The 2,619-nt window shown below is 60.6% G+C and carries 2 protein-coding genes; both read left to right on the top strand.

All coding sequences use genetic code 11. The annotated features are described in order from the left end of the window. A partial coding sequence (locus EN943_RS38485) for a tyrosine-type recombinase/integrase (RefSeq protein ID WP_348630109.1) occupies positions 1-594 on the top strand: 594 nt, incomplete at its 5' end. A gap of 672 nt (positions 595-1,266) precedes the next feature. After that, positions 1,267-2,619: protein adenylyltransferase SelO (locus EN943_RS26465; RefSeq protein WP_127415241.1), on the top strand; the 1,353-nt coding region annotated here is incomplete at its 3' end.

The following is a 2,619-nucleotide window of genomic DNA, read 5'->3' as shown; positions in this document are numbered from 1 at the left end:
ACCATGGCTCGTATGGCGCTGGCGATTTTCATGTTCACAGGTTTGCGACTGTCCGATGCAGCAATCTTCGGCAGACAACACGTTACCCAGGTTCGCAACAAGGATACCGGGACCTGGGAGAAGTGGATCAGGATCAAGCCTGGCAAGACCGACAAGAGCAAGGTGCGCCAGGAAGCGATTGTCGTCGAACTGCCTCTGCTCCCAGAACTCGAGGATGAGCTTTCCTTCGCCCCGGCCGGGAACCTGACATTCCTCGTCACCGAGTATGGTCGACCTTTCTCGGAAAACGGCCTTGGTAACAAGATGCGCCAATGGTGCGACGAAGCGGGGCTCCCGGGCTGCAGCGCCCATGGGGTCCGCAAGGCAGGCGCCACCGTTGCCGCAGAAAACGGTGCCACGCATGAACAGCTGAAGGCGATTTACGGCTGGACGACGTATCAGCAGCCCGATCACTACATCCGCAAGGCACGCCGCCGGATAGTGGCGCAGTCTGCCCGGACGCTTCTGGTATTCGATCGAAACGAGAACGAAAATGTCCCACTTTTGGAGGGGGTGGGAGAGAGTGGGACAAAAAAGTACAAAAAACCCAGTTAAATCAACGGCAGCGAAAGCCAATGGTGGGCCCGGAGGGCCTTCCACCAGGGAAGGCTTCGGTTCGGGCCGCCATGCTCTCCTCGAACGTAGCGGCTATGACGCCAAGGATGGCATTTGAAGGACCCCCTTAGGGTGATTGTGTCCAATGGCGCGCGATCGCTTGGATCAAAAACGCGGGAACGCGACCGTATCTTCTTTGATCTCGCCTGATGACATGCCCGTACGGATCCGCCCGGCGAGCGTATGGGTTGCGGCCAGCGTACCGTCGGGGACATCATCATAAAACTGACGTCCGCGCCATTCGGGAGGCGCCCCAGCTGCAACGTAGTCTCGACAGTTTTTCCTTCGCCTGCGGCCTAGTACGGCCATGAGGGTGACCCGACAAGATCGTCGTCATGGACAATGGATCCACAAGGCCTTCTGTGGTCAAGACAGCAGAAGGGGTCAGCTTGCCTGTCGCCTTTCGTCGCACGGTAGCCCCGAAACGCGACGTAGGCGGGTAGTTCAAAGCTTATCCGGTGCCGGCCTGATGGATCCGAATGGTACCAGCGAGATTGTGTCCTATATGACAAGTGAAGACAGTCTCCTCGAGACGGGAGCTGTTGGGTCCTTCCGTCAGAGCCAGATTTCATGACGGCACCTGCGACCGCCGAATAAACCCAGGGCATTCAGATGCGGCTTCTCGCCCTCAACAACAGCTATGCGCAATTGCCCGAGCGCTTCTTCGCGCACACGGATCCGAAGCCGGTGTCCGAACCCCGGCTGATCCGATTCAACCGGCCACTTGCGGAGGAACTCGGGCTCGATGCCGACCAGCTTACCAGCCCGGATGGATTGGATATGCTCTCTGGCCATAGATTTCCGGAAGGCTTGCAGGCAATCGCCCTGGCCTATGCAGGTCACCAGTTCGGAAACTTCGTGCCTCAGCTCGGCGACGGGCGCGCTCTGCTGCTTGGCGAGGTGGTGGACGTTAACGACATTCGCCGTGACATCCAGTTGAAGGGATCGGGACCGACGCGGTTCTCGCGCAATGGCGACGGCCGCGCAGCCGTCGGCCCGGTTCTGCGCGAGTATGTCGTCAGCGAAGCAATGGCCGCGCTGGGCATTCCGACGACTCGAGCCTTGGCGGCTGTGCTCACCGGGGACCCGGTATATCGCGAGGTCCGGCTGCCCGGCGCTGTCCTTACAAGAGTGGCGGCCAGCCATATCCGGATAGGCACCTTCCAATATTTCGCTGCGCGCCACGATACCGGAGGCCTCAAGATCCTCGCCGACTATGCCATTGAACGCCATTTCCCGCAGCTGGTCGGGCAAGCGCGGCCGTACCGCGCTTTGCTTGAGGCCGTTGTCGCTGCACAGGCCGATCTGGTGGCGCGCTGGATGCTGGTCGGCTTCATCCATGGCGTCATGAACACCGACAACATGACGATCTCGGGCGAGACGATCGACTATGGCCCATGCGCCTTCATGGACGCCTATGACCCGAGCGCGGTGTTCAGTTCGATCGACCGTGTCGGCCGCTATGCCTATGCCAACCAGCCTCATGTGGCGACATGGAATCTTGCACGCTTTGCCGAGACTCTGCTGCCGCTCATGAGCACGGACGAGAGTGAAGCCGTCTCTGAAGCCGAAGAGGTGCTTGGGTCTTTCCAGTCCTCATATGAGACTGTGTTGCAGCGCGGCTTCCGCAGAAAACTCGGATTGCTGACCGAGGCGGAAGGCGACTTGCAGCTCGCGGCTGATTTTCTGGATGTATTAGCTCGCGGCGAAGCCGACTTTACGCTCGCCTTCCGGCGTCTGGGCGACGACCTCGCCGCCCCGGACGATCAGGGCGGGGCGCGGCAGTTGTTTGAGGATCCAGGCGCATTCGATGTTTGGTCGGCGCGCTGGCGCGAGCGCATCGCAAGCGATGCTGCCGACACGGCCGCGCGCCGGGCGGTCATGCATGCCGTCAATCCCAAATTCATCCCTCGCAACCATCGCATCGAGGCTATGATCCAGGCGGCGCTGGGCGGGGACTTCACA

The sequence above is a fragment of the Mesorhizobium sp. M7A.F.Ca.US.006.01.1.1 genome, from assembly GCF_003997935.1.
In the GTDB taxonomy this organism is placed as follows: Bacteria; Pseudomonadota; Alphaproteobacteria; order Rhizobiales; family Rhizobiaceae; genus Mesorhizobium.
This window is presented reverse-complemented; position numbering and strand designations above follow the sequence as displayed.